Here is an 18573-nt window from a genome sequence, read left to right on the forward strand (position 1 = left end):
AGCTACTTTCGATTGGGGGTAGCCGACGGGTATTGCCCAAGATTGGCGGCCATGTCGACCGCCGCGCCACGCTACAGGTCGAGCAGATCGGGTCGTTCGGCGAGGGCTCGGAAACGCTCGCCCGGATCGGCGACCAGCTTGCGCTCGGCCAGATCGAGCAGGCCGCCGACGACGGCGACCTCGGCCGACACCGTACCGTCGAGCTTGCGGATCTGCTGGCGCATCCGGAAGATCTTGCCTTCGGTCCAAGCGAATTCGCAGCTGATCGTCACCTCGTCGCCGCCGCGCAGTTCACGGAAGTACTTGATGTTCGTCTCCAGGACCACCGGCCCGACACCGGCCTCGACGAGCTTGTCCTGGGCGACCCCGGCGGCGCGCAGCAGTTCCCAGCGGGCGTGCTCGGCGTACTGGAGGTACACCGCCTGATTCAGGTGGCCCTGGGTGTCGAGCTCGTAACCGCGGACGACGACGGGGACGGAAAAGGTCATATCGAAGCGAACCCGTCGCCGTCCGTTGTTGTTCCCGTTCCGCGCTGACGTCCGCGCCACACTCCGGTGCGCGAACGCATCACCGCCGGTTGGCGGTTCGCTCGGCCCACCACCGCGGAGCGTCCACGAAGTGATTGTCGAATTCCTCTTGGGTGGCGGCGAGATCGGCGAGCGTCGCCTCGCCCCTGCCGAGGCGGTCGAGCAGGCGGAAGTACTCGAAACGTTGGACGCCGGGCATGAGCGCGATCAGCAGCCGGGCGGTGCTACCCGGCGCCGCGCCGAACGCGTGCGGCATGAACTTGGGCACCACCAGCGCGCCGCCCGCGCCCACGGTGACGATCTCCTCCCCGGCCAGCACCTGCAGCTCGCCCTCGGCCACGTAGAACAGCTCGTCGGACTTGGTGTGGTAGTGCGGCGCGGCGCCGTCGGCGCCCTCGGCCAGGGTGACCTCCAGGCTGCTGACCGACCCGCCGGTCTCGTTCGCGTCGATCAGCAGGCGCATCCGGACGGTGTCGGTCCGCAAAATCTCCGCGTCGTGCGGCTGACGGAGGGCGAATTCGCGGCGAGGAAGGGCGGCGGTCATGACGACTCCTGTAGTTCGGCGGTTGATAATTCGCTACCGAACTATATCCCGGCGAATAGAATCTTGTCCATGACCGAAGTGAAACCCGATCCGGTGGACGCCATCGCCGAACAGTGGCGGCGCGAGCGGCCCGATCTCGACCTGGAGGCGATGGCGATCGTCGGGCGGCTCTGGCGGCTCATGGTCGTGGCGCAGCAGGCGATCGAAGCGGTCTTCACCGCACACGGATTGCAGCGCGGCGAGTTCGATGTGCTTGCGGCGCTGCGCCGTTCGGGCGAACCGTTCCAGCTGAACCCGTCCGTGCTCGCCGACACGCTGATGCTCTCCCGCGCGGGCATGACCGGTCGCCTGGACCGGCTGGAATCGGCGGGACTGGTGCGCCGCATCGCCGACGCGGCCGATCGGCGCGCCGTTCGGGTGGCGCTCACCGACGCGGGCCGGGAACTGGTCGACACCGTGGTGACGGCGCACACCCGCAACGAGACCCGCATCCTCTCGGTGCTCTCGGCGCAGGACCGCGAGGATCTCGACCGCATCGCGCGGAGTCTGCTCGCCAGTCTCGAAAACGACGACTGACATTCGGCCCGGGCGCGTCGGGGAAACCGTCGCGCGAAATCGAGTAGTGCGCTACTCGTGTGCCGGGCGGCGCGCGGCCCTACGGTGTGGCTCTGCTTTCAGACCTCTAGGCGGGCAAGGAGAAACGATGATCGACATCATCACCCTCCGGGGCACCGGCGAGCCCCGCAATCCGGACGGCGCGCCCGCGGGCATGCTGCGCGACGTCACCAAACTGCTCGACCCGGAGAAGTTCACCGCGTTCGAGCCGAACTGGCCCGCCTCGGTCGGGCCGGCGCCGGAGGTGTGGGGTCCCTCGCTGGAGACCTCGGTCCGGCTCGGCGTCGCCGCCGGGGTGCGCGCCATTCAGGATTCGCCGAATGTCTGTGGGCTGCTGAGCTATTCGCTCGGCGGTATCTGCGCGAGCCGGATATTGGAGGGTGTGCGGTCGGGCAAGTACAAGAACTTCGACGGCTCGCCGCTGGAGATCGCGTTCGTGGTCAACATCGCCAATCCGGTGCGCAAAGCGGGTCAGTCCGTGGGGAATCTGTGCCCGCCGTCCACCTACGGACTGCACGGCCAGCGCGGCGCGTGGCCCAGCCTCGACGTCCGGGAATACGCCAATCCCGGCGACATCATCACCTCCTCGCCGCCGGATTCCCCGCTGCGCGTGATCGATGCCGGCATCTCCCCGTTCTCGTTCGTCGAGGGCGCTCGCTTCGGCAACGTGACGCCGCTGATCTTCGAGGAACTGCTGCGCTTCCTGTTGCGGAACCCGCTGGCCAATCTGAACCGCTACACCGCCGCCGTGCAGGGCGTCATCGGCTACCTCACCCCGTGGCCCGACGGCCAGCACGTCCTGTATTCCGGCCACAACATGCCCGGCACGAACGTCCTCTGGACCACCCACGCCGCCGACTACCTCAACGACACCTACTGACGCCGCCGTCGACCACCCTGCGCCCGCCCTCGGCGTACAGTCTCTCGCGAGACACCGCGAGCCCGAAAACCTCTGCGAGACAGTGCGCTCGGGCTCGACAGTCGGATCGGGCAGCAGGGAGAGCGGACGTGACCGAGATGAACCGCGGGCAGTTCCTGACGTGGTTGGCGGGCAGCGCCGTCGGCGCGGTGACCGGTGGCGTGCTAACGGGCGCGATCGCCGAGGCGGAACCGAACGCGCCGGTGACGGTCCTGGTGGGGGCCACGGTGATCGACGGGACGGGCGGGCGGTCGCAACCGGACACCACCGTAGTGCTGGCGGGCGATCGGATCGTCGCGGTCGGGCGTTTTCCCGACCTGCCGACGCCGCCGGTGCGGACCATCGATCTGCGCGGCAAGTTCGTCATCCCCGGTCTGTGGGACATGCACACGCACGTCGCCACGGCGGAGCGGACCTTTCCGCCGATGTATCTCGCATACGGCGTCACCGGCATTCGCGAGATGTGGGGCTTCCCGGAGACGCATTCGCTGCGTCGGCGCATCGAGGGCGGTGAACTACCCGGACCCCGGATGCTGGTAGCCAGCAGCATCATCGACGGCCCGCCCGTTATCTGGCCCGGCTCGGAAGGCGTGGCGACCGACGCCGAAGCTCGTGCGGCGGTCCGCAGGGCACACGGCACGGGCGCGGATTTCGTCAAGGTGTACTCCCAGCTGACGCGGGAGACTTTCGGAGCCATCGCCGACGAGTCGCGCCGGGTCGGACTGCGTTTCGCGGGCCACGTGCCCTATCGCATTCCGGTCGAGGAGGCCGTCGAGACGGGTCTGTACACCCTCGAGCACATGTACGGCATGCTGACCGCCGCGTCCGCGCGGGCATCGGAGCTGCAAGCCGAAATCGACGCCATGCCTGCCGATCCCGGGCACCCCGAGGGCTGGCTCGCGCAGCGTGCCTGGCTGGAGCGCGAGGCGGCCGAGACCTACGACCCGGCACGTGCGGCGCGACTGTCCGACCTGATGATCCGGCTCGGCTGCTGGCAGTCGCCGACCCTCGCCGTGCAACGCCGGCTCGTGACCGGAAGCGGATACCCGCCGCCGGACGATCCGTCCGCCGAGGACATGCTGCGGCGCTACATGCCCGAGAGCATCCGGCAGTTCTGGACGGGCTACCGAACCGCTCCGTCGACGCCGGAGCAAATCGCCGAGCGGGAGTTCGCCTTCCGAGTGCGGCTGGATCTGCTCGCGGCGATGGCCGAGGCCGGTGTCGGGATCGTCGCGGGCACCGACGCCGGAAATCCCTATGTGTTCCCCGGCTATTCGTTGCACGAGGAGCTGGAACTCCTTGTGCGAGCGGGCCTGGCGCCGATGCGGGCGTTGCAAGCCGCCACGCGCGACGCGGCCCGCTGCGCGGGATGGGAACACCTGTCCGGCACCGTCGCACCGGGGAAGTTCGCGGATCTCGTTGTGCTGGACGCCGACCCGCTGGCGAGCATCGGCAACACTAGAAGTATTCACGCGGTCGTCAGCCGGGGCCGTTACCTGTCCGGCGCGGACCGGGAACGGATGCTGCGGGAGGTCGAGGTGGCCGCGCAGGAGCCGTCGCCGGCGTTCGTCCCCGGTGGTTCGCTCGGACGGTGCTGCGGCTGATCGCGGCTCAGTCTTTGCGGCGGAGCTCAGTCTTTACGGCGGACCGAGGCTTCGACGAGGTCGAGGACCGCGGAGAGGTTCTCGTTGGTGTGGCCGGAGGCGATACGGGCGATGAGGCCGTCGAGGACGAGGTCGAGATAGCCGAGCAGGACGTCGGTGGGGACGTCGTCGCGCAGCGCGCCCGCGGCCTTGCGCCGCTCCAGGCGGGCCAGGGTGGCCGCGGTCAGCTCGGCGGAGCGCTGGGTCCAGCCCGCGCGGAACTCGGGATCGGTGCGCAGCCTGCGCGCGATCTCCAAACGGGTGCCGAGCCAATTGAATTGCTCGGGGTGGGCGAGCATATCGCGCATCACCTGCACGATGCCCTGGTTGGCCGCGACGTCGGCCATGCGCTCGGCGTCCTCCTGCGCGAGCGCGAGGAACAGCGCGTCCTTGTCGCGGAAGTGGTGGAAGATGGCGCCGCGAGACAGTCCGATGGCCTCTTCCAGGCGACGCACGGTGGCGCCGTCGTAGCCGTATTCGGCAAAGCAGCGTCGCGCCCCGTCGAGGATCTGACTGCGCCGGGCGGCGAGGTGGTCATCGCTGACCTTGGGCATGGGCGTGGCTCCTCCGAAAGAGTGACGCTGCGGGATGCGGAGAGGTCCGCGCACCGCCGTGGCGATGCGCGGACCTTCCGCACTGGCGACGAGCCGGCTACCCGGCTCGGCCGCGAATCATCGGTCGACCCCGCGTGTGCGGGGAACGCTCGAGGATCAGCCGCGAATCATGTTCCGCAGCACGTACTGCAGGATGCCGCCGTTGCGGTAGTAGTCGGCCTCACCGGGGGTGTCGATCCGGACCACCGCGTCGAAGACGACCTTCTCGCCGCTCTCCTTGGTGGCGGTCACCTTCAGGGTCTTCGGAGTCACACCCTCGTTCAGCTTGGTGATGCCCTCGATGTCGAAGACCTCGGTGCCGTCCAGGCCCAGCGACTTGGCGCTCTCACCGGCCGGGAACTGCAGCGGGACGACGCCCATACCGATGAGGTTGGAGCGGTGGATGCGCTCGAACGACTCGGTGATGACCGCCTTCACGCCGAGCAGGCGGGTGCCCTTGGCCGCCCAGTCACGCGACGAACCCGAGCCGTACTCCTTGCCGCCCAGCACGACCAGCGGGATGCCCGCGGCCTGGTAGTTCTGCGAGGCGTCGTAGATGAAGGCCTGCGGGCCGCCGTCCTGGGTGAAGTCGCGGGTGTAACCGCCCGAGACGTCGTCGAGCAGCTGGTTGCGCAGCCGGATGTTGGCGAAGGTGCCGCGGATCATCACCTCGTGGTTACCGCGACGCGAGCCGAGGGAGTTGTAGTCCTTGCGCTCCACGCCGTGCGAGTCCAGGTACTGCGCGGCCGGGGTGCCGGGCTTGATCGGACCGGCCGGGCTGATGTGGTCGGTGGTGACCGAGTCGCCCAGCAGCGCGAGGACGCGCGCGCCCTTGATGTCGGCGACCGGCGACGGCTCCATCTCCATGCCGTCGAAGTACGGCGCCTTGCGGACGTAGGTCGAGTTCTCGTCCCACGCGAAGGTGTCGCCCTCGGGGGTGGACAGGTTCTGCCAGCGCTCGTCGCCCTTGAAGACGTCGGCGTAGGACTTGGTGAACATGTCGCGGTTGATCGCCGACTTGATGGTGTCGTCGATCTCCTGCGGGGACGGCCAGATGTCGCGCAGGTAGACGTCGTTGCCTTCGGTGTCCTTGCCGAGCGAGTCGGTCTCGAAGTCGAAGTCCATGGTGCCCGCGAGCGCGTAGGCGATGACCAGCGGCGGCGAGGCCAAATAGTTCATCTTCACGTCGGGGGAGATGCGACCCTCGAAGTTGCGGTTGCCGGAGAGCACCGCGGTGACCGAGAGGTCGTTGTCGTTGATCGCCTTGGAGATCTCCTCCGGCAACGGGCCGGTGTTACCGATGCAGGTGGTGCAGCCGAAACCGCCCACGTAGAAGCCGAGCTTCTCCAGGTACGGCCACAGGCCGGCCTTCTCGTAGTAGTCGGCGACGACCTGCGAGCCAGGGGCCATGTTGGTCTTGACCCACGGCTTGGAGGACAGGCCCTTCTCCACCGCGTTGCGGGCCAGCAGGGCGGCGCCGAGCATGACCGACGGGTTGGAGGTGTTGGTGCAGGAGGTGATGCCCGCGACGACGACGGCGCCGTGATCGAGCACGAAGTCGCCACGCTCGGGATCGGAGACCTTGACCGGCTTGGTCGGGCGGCCCTCGGAGCCGTTGGCGGCGGTCGGCAGCACGGCGTCGTCCTCGGCGAAGGACAGCACGGCCGGATCGCTGGCCGGGAAGGACTCCTCGACGGCCTCGTCCAGCTGGGTGTGCGGCGCGGTGTCACCCTCGGTGACGTAGTTGCAGATGTCCTTGCGGAAGGCGATCTTGCTCTCCGACAGCAGGATTCGGTCCTGCGGGCGCTTCGGACCGGCGATGGACGGCACCACGGTGCTCAGGTCCAGCTCCAGGTACTCCGAGTAGGCGGGCTCGCGGTCGGCGTCGTGCCACATGCCCTGCTCCTTGGCGTACGCCTCGACGAGCGCGAGCTGCTCGTCGGTGCGGCCGGTGAGGCGCAGGTAGTTGATGGTCTCGGCGTCGATCGGGAAGATCGCCGCGGTGGAGCCGAACTCGGGGCTCATGTTGCCCAGGGTTGCGCGGTTGGCCAGCGGCACCTCGGCTACGCCCTTGCCGTAGAACTCGACGAACTTGCCGACCACACCGTGCTTGCGCAGCATGTCGGTGACGGTGAGCACCACGTCGGTCGCGGTCACGCCGGGCTGGATCTCACCGGTCAGCTTGAAGCCGACGACGCGCGGGATGAGCATGGAAACAGGCTGGCCCAGCATGGCCGCCTCGGCCTCGATGCCGCCGACGCCCCAGCCCAGCACGCCGAGGCCGTTGACCATGGTGGTGTGCGAGTCGGTGCCGACGCAGGTGTCGGGGTAGGCCTGGCCGTTGCGGACCATGACGGTGGGGGCCAGGTACTCGATGTTGACCTGGTGCACGATGCCCATGCCCGGCGGGACGACGCGGAAGTCGTCGAAGGCGCCCTGGCCCCAGCGCAGGAACTGGTAGCGCTCGCCGTTGCGCTCGTACTCGAGCTCGACGTTGCGCTCCAGCGCATCGGCGCGGCCGAAGACGTCCAGGATGACCGAGTGGTCGATGACCATGTCGGCGGGGGAGAGCGGGTTGACCTTGTTCGGGTCGCCACCGAGGGCGGTGACGGCCTCACGCATGGTGGCCAGGTCGACGACACAGGGCACGCCGGTGAAGTCCTGCATGATCACGCGAGCCGGGGTGAACTGGATCTCGGTGTCCGGCTCGGCCGACGGATCCCAGTTCGCGATGGCGCGGATGTGGTCGGCGGTGATGTTGGCGCCGTCCTCGGTGCGGAGCAGGTTCTCCGCGAGGACCTTCAGTGCGTAGGGGAGTTTCTCGGTGCCGGGCACGGCCGAGAGACGGAAGATCTCGTAGGAGTTGCTTCCGACCTCGAGGGTGCCCTTGGCGCCGAAAGTATCGATACTTGTCGTCACGTCAGCTCCACTCGTCTGTGAGGGTTGGCCACCGGCGGGGCTGTGCCGGCGACTCGAGTCTTTGGAGGGGCTCCTGCGCCTGGGAGAGCGCCGGTTCCTCGCGCCACGACTCTAACAGTACGCTTGTCCTGTGAAATACGCGGGGGCCGGTCGGCGTGGCGGGTGGCAGCGCCCGAACATCGGGTCGCGTACTGTGCTTTCGAGCTAGCCGGGGTAGTAGTTAGCTCACCCTGCAGTGTTGGATGCCCGTCGCAGCGCCCGCTGACGCGGCTGGACAGACCGGATGGATGATGGCCCCTTCGTACACCTCGGTGTTCTCCCCCATGGCCGCGGAGCTGCCGCCCACCATCAACGACAGCGCGTTGCGGACCATCAAGGCCGACGTCGCCGACAATCACGTGGCGGCGCCGAAGGGGAAGGACCAGTCGGGACTCGAGGCGATCGTGGCCGAGGCGCGCGCCGACGGGATCCCGCTCAGCATCGTGGTGATTCCCGGCAATCCCGGTCACGACTCCAATCTACGGGACCTGGCCACCGAGATCGGCAAGACCGAACACGGCACCGTCGTGGTGCTCAGCGACGACTGGGTCGGCACCTACAGCGATTCCATCAGCCGGGTGAAGCTGGAGTGGGCCGAGGACGCCGCCAAGAGCAAGCAGGGCAACTCGGTCGAGGCCGCGCGAATCTTCGTCGGTCGCCTCGAAGAGCCGGAAACTTTCTCCTGGACCGCGATCACCAGCGTGTTGCTGGCCGGTACCGCGATCGTCATCGCCGGCCTGTACTGGGTGAAGTCCCGGCGTGCCGCGGCCGAATCCGCCGCCGTCGCGGTCGCCGAACGTGACGACCTCGGCACTCCCGCTCGATAAGCGGTCTCTCTTTCACCACTTTTCATAACGATCGGTTCGTTTTCTTCCCCTAACGCCGATCGGCAATCCGGCTAATTCTTGGCTATGCGCAAATTACGTGCATGTCATTATGTTGCGGATGTTTTCTTGGTGAAAGAAGTGTCGTACGGTTCAAGTAGTTACCGATGGGGAAAGAGTGTTGTCGAGGGTTGCCCGCCGCCCACTGAGCTTGATGGGGCGGTTGGGGCTCGTGAGGCCTAGCCGCGTTCGAGTCCTTGGGAGGTGCGATGCACAAAAAAGGTCCGACCGGTCGGTCGCGTGGCCTATCGGTCGCTCTGGGGTTGCTCGTCTCTGTCGCCGTGGTGTTGACCGCGGGACCGACCACCGCTGTCCCGCCCGCGCCGCCCAATCCGAGCGACGGTGAGATCGCCGCGGCGGGCGCCCGCGTCGACGCGGGCGTCACCGAGGTCGGCGCGCTGATCAACCAGGTGGGCACGGTGAATCAGCAGCTGCAGGAACTCGATGACGCGGTGGCGCGCAAGCGCGAGGAAGTCAACAAGGCGCTCGTCGATTTGCAGAGCGCGCGGGACGCCGCCGACGCGGCCGCCGCCACGGTCGCACAGACCAGGGAAGACCTCTCCGTCGCCGGGACGAAGGTCGCGCAGGCGCGGCGCAATTTCGACGAGTTCGCCACACAGGCCTACACCAGGCCGTCCTCGGGCTCGATGGTCACGTACCTGGCGGCCTCGTCGCCCGGCGGCGCGATCGATCGCTCCCAGGTGCTCGGCCTGGTGACGAAGAACCAGCAGCAGGTGCTCGACGCGCTGCGCCGCGCCCAGATCGAGCAGGGCAATCGGAATTCCACTGCGCGCCAAGCCAAATCGGAGGCCGACGCGGCCGCGGCGATGGCCGAGCAGAAGAAGAACGACGCCGAGCACGCCGTCGCCGCGGCCAAGACCGAGCTCGACCAGCAGACGGTGCGGCGCGACACCTTGCTGCGCGAGCGCGACGCCGCGCAGGGCAGGCTCGACATCGCCCGCGCCAACGTCGCCGGACTGCAAGGCCAGCGCGAGGCCTTCCTGGCCTGGGACGAGCGGCGCCGCGCCGAAGAGGCCGCGATCCGCGCCGCCGCGGCGGCCGCGGCCGAACGCGCCGCCGCCGATCAAGCCGCGCGCGACCGAGCCGCCCAGGCGGGCGACGGCAGGCGCCCGCACACCCAGCTCGAGGACGCCCCCGCCCCGCGGCAGAGCACGCCGCGACCCAGCGGACCGGCGGCACGCGGCTCGCAAGCGGTGGAAATCGTGGTGGACCGGGCGCTTTCGCAATTGGGCGTGCAGTACGCCTGGGGCGGCGGCGACGAGAACGGCCCGACGCTCGGCATTCGCGACGGCGGCGTGGCCGACAGCCACGGCGATTACAACAAAGTCGGCTTCGACTGCTCGGGCCTGATGATCTACGCCTTCGCGGGTATCGGCGTCTCGCTGCCGCACTACAGCGGCTATCAATACAACGCGGGCACCCGCGTTCCGGTGGACGAGCGAGCCCGCGGCGACATGCTGTTCTGGGGGCCGAGCGGCAGCCAGCACGTGGCCCTCTACCTGGGCAACGGACAGATGGTCGAGGCGCCGCAGTCGGGCGACGTGGTGAAGGTTTCGCCGGTGCGGGAAAGCGGCATCATGCCCTACGCGGTGCGCATCGTCTCCTGAGAATCGGCCGCCGATCCGGCGCGAATTCCACTGATACCGGAGCCGGTTGCGGCATGCTGCGCGAATACCTGGAATAGTTGGGGCGAGCACGCACGAGACCAAGGCGAAAGCGGGGATGTTGGTGACTTCGACGGACAGCGTGAGCGGGGCGGATCTGGCGAAAGGTGCGCCGGAGCCCGCGTCGGGCACCCTGGAGCGTGACGTTCAGACCCTGGAGAAGGCGATCTACGAGGTCAAGCGGGTCATCGTGGGCCAGGATCGGCTCGTCGAACGGCTGCTCGTCGGTGTCCTCGCGCGCGGCCACGTGCTGCTCGAGGGCGTGCCGGGCATCGCGAAGACCCTGGCCGTGGAGACCTTCGCCAAGGTCGTCGGCGGTTCCTTCTCTCGCGTCCAGTTCACCCCCGATCTGGTGCCGACCGACCTGATCGGTACCCGCATCTACCGTCAGGGCCGCGAGGAGTTCGACACCGAACTCGGGCCGGTCGTCGCCAATTTCGTGCTCGCCGACGAGATCAACCGCGCGCCCGCCAAGGTGCAGTCCGCGCTGCTCGAGGTGATGGCCGAGCGGCATGTGTCGATCGGCGGCAAGACCTACCCGATGCCGGATCCCTTCCTGGTCATGGCGACTCAGAACCCGATCGAGAGCGAGGGCGTCTACCCGCTGCCCGAGGCGCAGCGCGACCGCTTCCTGTTCAAGGTCGTCGTCGACTATCCCTCCGTCGAGGAGGAGCGCGAGATCATCTACCGGATGGGCGTCACGCCGCCGGAGGCCAGGCAGGTCCTCGGTCCGGAGGACCTGATCCGGCTGCAGAAGGTCGCGGCCAACACCTTCGTGCACCACGCGCTGGTCGACTACGTGGTCCGGGTGATCGCGGCGACCCGCAAGCCGCTCGACTTCGGCATGGCCGACGTGGCGAACTGGATCGCCTACGGCGCCTCGCCGCGCGCCAGCCTCGGCATCATCGCCGCGGCCCGCGCGGTGGCGCTGATCCGTGGCCGCGACTACGTGGTGCCGCAGGACGTGGTCGAGGTGATCCCGGACGTGCTGCGCCACCGCCTGGTGCTGTCCTACGACGCGCTGGCCGACGAGGTCAGCCCGGAGGACGTCATCAAGCGGGTGCTGCAGACCGTCGGCCTGCCGCAGGTCGCTCCGCAGGCGGTGCATTCCGGCAGCCAGTCCGCACCCGCGCCCGCCGCGCCGCAGCCCGCGAGCCAGCAGCAGATTCCGCAGCCGCCGCAGCAGGGCCAGCCGCAGATGGCCCCGGCCGCCGGCAACCACCAGACCAAGTGACGGCCGCGTCGGCCGCGCCCGAGGTTTCCCGAGTGACAACGTCATCGCACGCACCGCCGTCGTTCCGGGCCGGAGAACTGACCGACCCGCGGCTCTCGGCGGCGCTGAGAACCCTGGAGCTGACCGTGCGCAGGCGCCTGGACGGCGTGCTGCACGGCGACCACCTCGGCTTGATCCCCGGACCGGGCTCGGAGCCCGGCGAGTCCCGGATGTATCAGCCGGGTGACGATGTGCGCCAGATGGATTGGTCGGTCACCGCCCGCACCACGCATCCGCACGTGCGGCAGCTGATCGCCGATCGCGAGCTGGAGACGTGGATGGTCGTCGACCTCTCGGCCAGCCTCGACTTCGGCACGGCGGCCTGCCAGAAACGCGATCTGGCGATCGCGGCCGCCGCGGCGATCACCCACCTCACCAGCGGCGGCGGCAACCGGATCGGCGCGGTCGTCGCCACCGGCGAGCAGCTGGTGCGAATTCCTGCGCGCAGCGGGCGGATTCACGCCCAGTCGCTGCTGCGCGGCGTGGCGACCACCCCGCACGCCCGCGACGGCGTGCGCGGCGATCTGCGCGGCGGCATCGAGTCGCTGCGCCGCCCGCAGCGCAAACGCGGTCTCGCGGTGATCATTTCCGACTTCCTCGGCGATATCGATTGGCAGCGTTCGCTGCGTGCCATCTCCGCGCGGCACGATCTGCTCGCGGTCGAGGTGCTCGACCCGCGCGATCTGGAGCTGCCCGACGTCGGCGATGTGGTGCTGCACGATCCCGAGAGCGGCCGCACCCGCGAGTTCAGCGTGACGCCCACGCTGCGCACCGATTTCGCGGCCGCCGCCCAGCGACACCGCGAGCAGGTCGAGCAGGCGCTGCGCAGCTGCGGCGCGCCGGTGCTCACCCTGCGGACCGACCGGGACTGGATCGCCGACGTGGTCCGGTTCGTTTCCACCCGGCGTCACAGCTTCGGCGCCCCGACCGGGCGGGTGCCGCGCCAGTGAGTATTTCGCATTTCACCGCACTGATCTGGCTCGGTTTCCTCGCGGTCGTCGTGCTGATCGCGCTCGGCTACGTGCTGGTGCAGCGCAGCAGGCACCGCCAGATGCTGCGCTTCACCAACATGGAACTGCTGGAGAAGGTCGCGCCCGCTCGGCCGAGTCCGATCCGGCACGTGCCGATCGCGCTGATGCTGGTCGGCCTGGTGTTGCTGACCGTCGCCGCGGCCGGACCGACGGCGGTCAAGAAGGTGCCGCGCAACCGCGCGACCGTCGTTCTGGTGATGGACGTTTCGCTGTCCATGGAGGCCACCGACGTACCGCCGACCAGGCTTCAGGTGGCCCAGGAAGCTGGCAAGGAGTTCGTCGACGGCCTGACCCAGGGCATCAACCTCGGCTTCGTCACCTTCGCGGGCACCGCGTCGGTCATGGTGTCGCCGACGACCAACCGGGAATCGGTCAAGGCCGCCATCGACAACATCAAGCTGGCCGAGCGCACCGCCACGGGCGAGGGCATCCTGACGGCCCTGCAATCCATCGACACCCTGGCCACCGTGCTCGGCGGAGCGGAGACCCCGCCGCCCGCGCGGGTCGTGCTGATGTCCGACGGCAAGCAGACCGTGCCGGACGACAAGGACGTCGACAACCCGAGGCACGCGTTCACCGCCGCCCGCCTCGCCAAGAACAAGGGCATTCCGGTGTCCACGATCTCCTTCGGCACCGAATGGGGTTCGGTGGAGATCCCGGATCAGGACGGCCAGGGCTCGCAGCGGGTCAAGGTGCCCGTCGACAACGACTCGTTGCGCGAGATCGCCCAGCTGTCCGGCGGCGAGTTCTACACCGCCTCCAGCCTCGAAGAACTCACCGCCGTCTACGACACTCTCGAAGAGCAGATCGGCTACGAGACGACCCGCGGTGACGCGAGCAGGCCGTGGCTGTTGCTCGGCATGCTGGTCGTCGCCGCGGGCATCGTCACCGGCTTGCTCTATCGTCAACGCCTGCCGTAGCGCCGCGCTCGCTGTGGCATCGCACAAGGTTGCGGTGCCCCGAGCCCGGCGCACGAACCCGAACAGATAGGTTGATGCTTATGTCGAACATCACATCCCGGTCGGTCCTGGTCACCGGTGGCAACCGTGGCATCGGACTCGCTGTCGCGCAGCGCCTGGCAGCCGACGGCCACAAGGTGGCCGTCACTCATCGCGGATCGGGGGCGCCGGAGGGGCTGCTGGCCGTCAAGTGCGATGTCACCGACACCGCCTCGGTGGAAGAGGCTTTCGCGGAGGTCGAGGCCAAGCAGGGGCCGGTCGAGGTGCTCGTGGCCAACGCCGGCATCGTCGACAACACGCTGCTCATGCGGATGAGCGAGGAGCAGTTCACCCGCGTCATCGACGCCAACCTGACCGGCGCGTGGCGCTGCGCCAAGCGCGCCAATCGCGCCATGCTGCGCGCCAAGTGGGGCCGGATCATCTTCCTCGGCTCGGTCATGGGCACCTTCGGTGGTCCGGGCCAGGTCAACTACGCGGCCTCCAAGGCTGGTCTGATCGGTATGGCCCGCTCGATCACCCGCGAGGTCGGCAAGCGCAACATCACCGCCAACGTGGTCGCCCCCGGCTTCATCGACACCGACATGACCAGGGAAGAAGCCAACGAGGAGCTCAAGGAACTGGTCCTCAAGGTGATCCCGGCGGCCCGGATCGGCGATGCGTCCGAGGTCGCGGCGGCGATCAGCTTCCTCGCCTCCGACGACGCCTCCTACATCAATGGCGCGGTCATCCCGGTCGACGGCGGCATGGGCATGGGCCACTAGTACTTTCGTTTCCGGGCACGCTGCCCCGAACACCGCGGCGCCGCGCGCCGGGACGATGTCCCGCGCGCGGCGGGGCGACAACTCGACTTTCAACTTCAGGAGAACCGAGAACTCATGGGCGGACTGCTCGAAGGCAAGACCATCCTGGTCACCGGCATCATCACCGACGCGTCGATCGCGTTCCACGCGGCCGCGGTCGCGCAGGAGCAGGGCGCCAAGGTCGTCATCACCGGCATCCCGGAGCGGCTGCGGCTGATCGACCGGATCGCGAAGCGGCTGCCCCAGGAGGTCCCGCCCGCCATCGGTCTCGACGTCACCAACGAAGAGGATCTGGCCGGGCTGGCCGACAAGCTGCGTGAGCTGGCGCCGGAGGGCATCGACGGCGTGCTGCACTCGATCGCGTTCGCGCCGCGCACTCTGATGGGCCCCGAGGCCCGTCCGTTCCTGGACGGTCCCGGCCCCGACGCGGCCAAGGCGTTCGAGATCTCGGCGTGGAGCTACGCCTCGCTGGCCCGCGCGGTGCTGCCGGTCATGAACGAGGGCGGCTCGCTCGTCGGCATGGACTTCGATCCGCGCACCGCGATGCCGTACTACAACTGGATGGGCGTGGCCAAGGCGGCGCTGGAGTCGGTGAACCGCTACGTCGCCCGCGAGGTCGGCGTCGCCAAGCGGGTCCGCTCCAACCTGATCGCCGCGGGCCCGATCAAGACCCTGGCCGCCAAGGCCATCGCGGGTACCGCCACCGACGACGCGGCCAAGCTGAACCAGCTCAACACCTACTGGGACGGCGCGTCGCCGATCGGCTGGGACGTCGACGACCCGACCGTGGTCGCCAAGTCGATCGTCGCGCTGCTCTCGGATTGGCTGCCGGGCACCACCGGCTCGATCATCTACGTCGACGGCGGCGCCAGCCACAACACCTGGTTCCCGGAGAACTGGTCGGCCAACTGAGTTCGTAACAGAGGAGATGCCGTGGCACCGGCCGTCGACGCACTGCTGCTGCTGTCCTTCGGCGGCCCGGAGCGGCCCGAGGACGTGATGCCGTTCCTGGAGAACGTCACCCGGGGCCGCGGGGTGCCGCGCGAGCGACTCGAAGAGGTCGCGCAGCACTACCTGCACTTCGGCGGCGTGTCTCCGATCAACGCGCTCAACCGCGACATCATCGCCGCGGTCGAGCGCGAATTCGCCGCCGCGGGAACGGAATTGCCGGTGTACTTCGGCAACCGCAACTGGCATCCCATGGTCGAGGACACCGTCGCGCGGATGGCCGCCGACGGTGTCCGCACCGCCCTGGTGTTCCCGACCTCCGCGTGGGGCGGCTACTCCGGCTGTCTCCAGTACCACGAGGACATCGTCAGGGCGCGAACGGCTTTCGGCGAGGACGCGCCGGAACTGGTGAAGCTGCGCCAGTACTTCGACCATCCGCTGCTGATCGAGGCGTTCGCCGACGCGATCCGCGCCGCGGTGGCCGAGATTCCCGCCGAGCGCCGCGACGAGATCCGTTTGGTGTTCACCGCCCATTCGATCCCGGTGTCCGCCGACGCCACCGCGGGCCCGCCCGCCGGGGGCGGCGGACTGTACAGCCGCCAGGTCGCGGAGGCGGCCCGGTTGTGCGCGGCCGCAACCGGATTCGGCGACTACGACCTGGTCTGGCAGTCGCGCTCGGGTCCGCCGCAGGTGCCGTGGCTGGAGCCCGACATCGTGGACCACCTCGAGGAGCTGTCCGGCAAGGGTGTATCGGCCGTGGTGGTCTGTCCCGTCGGTTTCGTGTCGGATCACCTCGAGGTCATCTGGGATCTCGACAACGAGGCCAAGGACAAGGCCGCCGAACTCGGCATGGCCTTCGCTCGCGCCGCGACGCCCGGCACCGACCCGCGATTCGCGCGACTGGTGGTGGAGCTGATCGGTGAGCAGATCGGCGGCGTCGAACCGCGACGCCTCGGTGCGGTGCCGGGTTACGGCTGCACCCGCAACGGGGAGCCGTGCGCGGTGGGTTGCTGCGCACCGGCTCGCGGCGGTCGGCCCGCGCGGAGCTGAGCCCGATCGGGGTGCAGTCCGTGTGGTTCGATAGCGCTCCGCTCTGAATCGCCCTGGGCCACACCGGTTTCGGTGCGCACTTTGCTCTGCGGTAGCATCGGGGCCGGCCTTCGGGAGGAGGGCCGACCATCAACTCTTACCGGGGAGGCCCTTCGTTGTACTCCGAGCTGCTAGCTGCGACCGATCTGATGGCGGAGAGCGCCGTCTGGACTACGGCGCTGGATTCCTACGAGGCCCGGCGCGGTGGCGGCGGAAGTTCCAGCGGCGACGGCGACGTCGAGGTCTCCGACTACATCGGGGGCATCATCTGCCTGATCCTGGTGATCGTCGCGATCGTCCTGCTCGTCTGGTACTTCGGCAAGAAGGGCAACGACGCGCCGCCGCCGCAGCCGCCGCACCAGCTGCCGCCGCAGTATCCGCAGCAGCCGTACGGTCAGGACCCGTACGCGCAGCAGTACCAGCAGGCTCCCTATCCGCAGCAGCCGCAGTACCCGCCGCCCTATCCGCAGCAGCCCTACCCGCCGCAGTACCAGCAGCAGCCGCATCCGCAGCAGTACCCGCCGCGTTACTGACCGCCACCCAGCTTGATGCCGCGCCTGGTCGCGGCGAACATGCGGCCCGGCAACTCTTCCGGGCTCGGTCACTGGGTCCGGAGGGCGAGGTGTTGCCGGATCGCAAACCGCACTCGGTCGCGGCTGATGTCCGGCCCGGCAACCCTTTCGAAGTCCGCCACTGGGTGCGACGGAGGGCCGGATGCGATCGGATCGCAATCCCGCGCTCGTCGCGGCGAATATGGCTGCCCGACAGCCGATTCGACGTCGGTCCAGTATGCCCTGGACACGCTGGGTGCTACCGGTTCGCGAAAGCCGGACGCTCGGGCGGGACGGGCCCCACCCGAGCACGACCGAAACCTACTGCGCCGCTTCCAGATACACCGGCAGCGTGCGATGCCCGTTGGAGACGAAGCTGCCCACCGGCAGGAGCTCCGACGGGTCGACGGCCAGCCGCATCTCCGGGAACCGCTGGAAGATCGCGGGCAACGCGATTTCCGCTTCCAGCCGGGCCAGTGGCGCGCCGAGGCAGTGGTGCGCGCCGTGGCCGAACGCGAGGTGGTCCTTGTTCGCGCGGTGCACGTCGAACTCGTTCGTCGTCGCGCCGTGCACCTTCGGGTCGCGGCTCGCCGCGGCGTAGGACGCCAGGATCGCCTCGCCCTTCGGGATGCGGATGTCGCCGATCTCGATGTCCTCCACCGCGTAACGCAGCGGCAGGTGCGCGACGGGCGACTCGTAGCGCAGCGCCTCCTCCACCACGTCCGACCACGGCACCCGGCCCGCGACGACGTCCGCGCGCTGGTTCTCGTGCGTGAGCAGGGCGAAGATCGCCTGGTCGAGCAGGTTGACCGTGGTCTCGTGCCCGGCGTTGATCACCAGCATCAGGGTGTCGACCAGTTCCTTCTCGGTCAGCTGGGAACCGTCCTCGTCCCGGGTGGCGATCAGCACGCTGGTGACGTCGTCACCCGGGTTCTGCCTCCGGTGTTCCACCAGCTGGCTGACGAGCCCGTACATCTCCAGGTAGTTGGCGACACCTTCCTCGGGTCCGAGCGAGGTGTCGAAGAATCCGTCGACGCACTTGCGCAGGCCGGGGCCGAGGAACTCCGGAACACCGAGCAACTCGGTGATCACCTGGATCGGCACGGGATAGGCGAAACCCTCACGCAGGTCGGCGGATTCGCCACGCGGGGTGGCGGCGAGCGCGTCGAGCAGCTGAGTGGTGATCTCCTCGATGCGCGGTCGCAGCGCCGCGCTGCGCCGATGGGTGAACGCGGGCGCGACCAGTTTGCGCAGGCGGCGGTGGTCCGGTCCGTAGGCGGTGAACATGTTGTCGACGGCCACCCACGGGTGCAGCGGCCACGCCTCGGTGATCTCGCCGTTGATGAACGCCGACCAGTGCTGCCGCGCGTCTTTCGAGACCCGCGGGTCGGCGAGCAGGCTCTTGAGCACGGCGGCGTCGGTCACCGACCACGCGGGCACGCCGCCGGGCAGTTCCACGAGCGCGGCGGGCCCGCGCTCACGGATCCGTGCGGACTCGCCCTGGATATCGCCGCCGGTCAGATCCAGGACTATCGGTTCGTACTCCATCGGTGG

The 18573-nt window shown here is 68.8% G+C and carries 17 protein-coding genes; 12 read left to right on the forward strand and 5 right to left on the reverse strand.

Annotated elements, in window-relative coordinates:
• Positions 1 to 71: 71 nt before the first annotated feature.
• Together AB0H49_RS08175 and AB0H49_RS08180 are read right to left on the reverse strand one after the other, a co-directional pair.
• On the reverse strand, positions 72 to 488 hold the full coding sequence (locus AB0H49_RS08175; protein ID WP_357248673.1) for an acyl-CoA thioesterase: 417 nt from the start codon (positions 486 to 488) through the stop codon (positions 72 to 74).
• 79 nt (positions 489 to 567) lie between these two features.
• Complete coding sequence (locus AB0H49_RS08180) at positions 568 to 1071, reverse strand: cupin domain-containing protein (RefSeq protein ID WP_357248676.1); 504 nt, start codon at positions 1069 to 1071, stop codon at positions 568 to 570.
• A 69-nt stretch (positions 1072 to 1140) separates the two neighbouring features.
• Between AB0H49_RS08180 and AB0H49_RS08185 the strand changes: the two genes are divergently transcribed.
• The 3 genes from AB0H49_RS08185 (at position 1141) to AB0H49_RS08195 (ending at position 4209) form a co-directional block, all read left to right on the forward strand.
• Positions 1141 to 1647: a MarR family transcriptional regulator gene (locus tag AB0H49_RS08185; protein WP_357248679.1), complete on the forward strand. Its 507-nt coding sequence runs from the start codon at positions 1141 to 1143 to the stop codon at positions 1645 to 1647.
• Positions 1648 to 1774: 127 nt separating this feature from the next.
• Positions 1775 to 2566: a hypothetical protein gene (locus tag AB0H49_RS08190; protein WP_355002378.1), complete on the forward strand. Its 792-nt coding sequence runs from the start codon at positions 1775 to 1777 to the stop codon at positions 2564 to 2566.
• Between the two features lie 137 nt (positions 2567 to 2703).
• The gene (locus tag AB0H49_RS08195; RefSeq protein WP_357249053.1) at positions 2704 to 4209 is read left to right on the forward strand and encodes an amidohydrolase family protein; all 1506 of its coding nucleotides are present in this window, start codon (positions 2704 to 2706) and stop codon (positions 4207 to 4209) included.
• Positions 4210 to 4235: 26 nt separating this feature from the next.
• Here AB0H49_RS08195 and AB0H49_RS08200 read toward each other — a convergent pair whose 3' ends face one another.
• Both AB0H49_RS08200 and acnA read right to left on the reverse strand, forming a co-directional pair.
• Entirely contained in the window at positions 4236 to 4802 is a 567-nt protein-coding gene (locus AB0H49_RS08200) for a TetR/AcrR family transcriptional regulator (protein WP_011210017.1), read from the reverse strand.
• Between the two features lie 156 nt (positions 4803 to 4958).
• On the reverse strand, positions 4959 to 7760 hold the full coding sequence (gene acnA / locus AB0H49_RS08205) for an aconitate hydratase AcnA (RefSeq protein ID WP_355002379.1): 2802 nt from the start codon (positions 7758 to 7760) through the stop codon (positions 4959 to 4961).
• 287 nt (positions 7761 to 8047) lie between these two features.
• Between acnA and AB0H49_RS08210 the strand changes: the two genes are divergently transcribed.
• The 9 genes from AB0H49_RS08210 to AB0H49_RS08250 all read left to right on the forward strand — a co-directional run bounded on the left by AB0H49_RS08210 (position 8048) and on the right by AB0H49_RS08250 (position 17001).
• A complete protein-coding gene (locus AB0H49_RS08210; RefSeq protein ID WP_355002380.1) occupies positions 8048 to 8626 on the forward strand; it encodes a DUF6676 family protein in 579 nt (192 codons plus the stop codon).
• Between the two features lie 266 nt (positions 8627 to 8892).
• Positions 8893 to 10311: an NlpC/P60 family protein gene (locus AB0H49_RS08215; protein ID WP_357248684.1), complete on the forward strand. Its 1419-nt coding sequence runs from the start codon at positions 8893 to 8895 to the stop codon at positions 10309 to 10311.
• A 115-nt stretch (positions 10312 to 10426) separates the two neighbouring features.
• The gene (locus AB0H49_RS08220) at positions 10427 to 11602 is read left to right on the forward strand and encodes a MoxR family ATPase (protein ID WP_357248687.1); all 1176 of its coding nucleotides are present in this window, start codon (positions 10427 to 10429) and stop codon (positions 11600 to 11602) included.
• Between the two features lie 32 nt (positions 11603 to 11634).
• Complete coding sequence (locus AB0H49_RS08225) at positions 11635 to 12591, forward strand: DUF58 domain-containing protein (RefSeq protein ID WP_357248690.1); 957 nt, start codon at positions 11635 to 11637, stop codon at positions 12589 to 12591.
• The gene (locus AB0H49_RS08230; protein WP_355002384.1) at positions 12588 to 13592 is read left to right on the forward strand and encodes a VWA domain-containing protein; all 1005 of its coding nucleotides are present in this window, start codon (positions 12588 to 12590) and stop codon (positions 13590 to 13592) included. The genes AB0H49_RS08225 and AB0H49_RS08230 overlap by 4 nt, the downstream gene beginning before the upstream one ends.
• Positions 13593 to 13672: 80 nt before the next feature.
• Positions 13673 to 14392 (forward strand): 3-oxoacyl-ACP reductase FabG1, encoded by a 720-nt coding sequence (gene fabG1, locus AB0H49_RS08235; RefSeq protein WP_357248693.1) that lies wholly within the window; start codon positions 13673 to 13675, stop codon positions 14390 to 14392.
• Positions 14393 to 14506: 114 nt separating this feature from the next.
• Complete coding sequence (inhA, locus tag AB0H49_RS08240; RefSeq protein WP_355002386.1) at positions 14507 to 15343, forward strand: NADH-dependent enoyl-ACP reductase InhA; 837 nt, start codon at positions 14507 to 14509, stop codon at positions 15341 to 15343.
• 21 nt (positions 15344 to 15364) lie between these two features.
• Positions 15365 to 16429, forward strand: a complete 1065-nt coding sequence (locus AB0H49_RS08245; protein WP_357248696.1) for a ferrochelatase — start codon at positions 15365 to 15367, stop codon at positions 16427 to 16429.
• A gap of 188 nt (positions 16430 to 16617) precedes the next feature.
• Positions 16618 to 17001 (forward strand): hypothetical protein, encoded by a 384-nt coding sequence (locus AB0H49_RS08250; protein WP_357248698.1) that lies wholly within the window; start codon positions 16618 to 16620, stop codon positions 16999 to 17001.
• A gap of 339 nt (positions 17002 to 17340) precedes the next feature.
• Here the strand turns inward: AB0H49_RS08250 and AB0H49_RS08255 are convergent, their stop codons facing one another.
• Positions 17341 to 18567, reverse strand: a complete 1227-nt coding sequence (locus AB0H49_RS08255; protein ID WP_357248701.1) for a cytochrome P450 — start codon at positions 18565 to 18567, stop codon at positions 17341 to 17343.
• Between the last annotated feature and the right edge of the window lie 6 nt (positions 18568 to 18573).

This window comes from Nocardia sp. NPDC050713, from assembly GCF_040654315.1.
Classification (GTDB): Bacteria; Actinomycetota; Actinomycetes; order Mycobacteriales; family Mycobacteriaceae; genus Nocardia.